Below are 1,592 nucleotides of genomic sequence, written 5' to 3' on the forward strand. Positions count from 1 at the left end.
GACTTCCCGACTCCCGTTCCTGCTTCGACCATCAGGTTCTCAGAAGCCGAGAAAGCGCAACGTACCGCTTCAGCCATGGCAAGTTGCTCGGCACGAGGTTCGAAATCATCGTAGAGCGAACCTACCAACCCTTGCCGCCCGAACGACGACTCAATAACCTCAGAAGAAGGAAATACCAGATCACGATAGGGATCAGCAGCAATAGCATCGGCATCAACCTTTGGTTTAAGGTCGATGGTCGACACACGTTCCCGTCGCATCGAGCGCAGGGAGAAACGCTGTTCTTTTTTTACGTGAGCGGAGTTTGCTTCTACGTCGAACAGGGCTTCTTTGAACGTATCATCTTTGTTGTCATCTGAAGAACCAAAATCAGACGACTCCCCTTCATCCTTTAGGGAGCTCGTCGGCAACACAGTCGAATCGGCACCGCGTGAAGCAAAATAATCGAAGACAACCTGGGTGGGCCATTGTTCGGGAGTGGCCATACGAGCGATCTCGCACACCAGAGGTATAGGCATGGCATCAACAGCGGCCAGGAGGATGCGCAGCACGGCACAAGTGGAAGCTACGTCGGCATCCGCACGATGGGTCGACAAGGGCGCTCCGAACGCCTTTACCAAATCGAGAAGTCTATGCGACTTAAAGCGGGGCAACGCAATGCGAGCCAAGTCAAGCGAGTCGATCCATATATTCTCAAGCAAGGGATACCCACTCGGATGCCGAGTGGTGAAGGTACGGTCGAACTCGGCGTTGTGTGCAACGATTTTCGCATCGCCCACAAATTCAACCAGGCCAGCAAGCGCTTCTTGCGGCAAAGGCGCATCCGCGACATCCTCATCGTGAATATCGGTGAGATGGGCTACTTCTTCCGGAATGGGCTTTCCAGGATTAACAAACGTGATGAACCAATCAACGATCTCGCCATTGTCCATGCGCGCCGCTGCAATCTGCGTCAACTCATCGTGATTGAATGAGAATCCTGTCGTTTCCGTATCGATGATCACGATATTACGGTCAAGGTCGCCGTAATCACCAGTAGCAGCTGCGACCGGGAGCGAGGCGTAACGTGCACGGATAGCCTCAGGCGTTCCGTCGCTTATAAAGTTTTGCAGGGTATCATGCGCCTGTTCGCTGTGCTTTTTCATACCTGTCAGCCTACCATCTCTCGAGACATCGCACAAACCAAAACCCCCGTGGCGCACCAGATACCCTTATCGAAAACCTTTTCAGGACTCTCTGTTTATCACAGCAGCGCCGGTTTCCCTTTCCTTGATTTCAAACCAACAGCGGCACCCTCCCTTCAAAATAATAAATCATGCATTTTACCCACAGTATCCATAATCTTCTCCTCATACGAAGACCCTATCTTTCAAGAAGGCGTGTAGATACTTCGCCCCGTCATCTCTTCTGTTTCACTCGAGAACCTTCTGGAATGTTTCACGTGAAACATTCCAGAAGGTTCTTTTTCATAGTTGCGTCTTAAACCCCTCTTACAAACTCAGCCCATCCAAGGAGACGAATCCGATCGCACGTGCCTAAAAACCTTGCTGTCTCTTAAACGACGAGATAGTTGTACAACCAAACACGCAGCC

1 protein-coding gene is annotated in these 1,592 nt (G+C 51.3%); it reads right to left on the reverse strand.

The window, feature by feature from the left end; translation table 11 throughout:
• On the reverse strand, positions 1–1,145 hold a 1,145-nt coding region (locus tag RR842_RS02510), incomplete at its 3' end, for an exonuclease domain-containing protein (protein WP_332728926.1).
• Positions 1,146–1,592 lie beyond the last annotated feature (447 nt).

The sequence above is a fragment of the Gordonibacter sp. genome (genome assembly GCF_036667095.1).
GTDB lineage: Bacteria > Actinomycetota > Coriobacteriia > Coriobacteriales > Eggerthellaceae > Gordonibacter.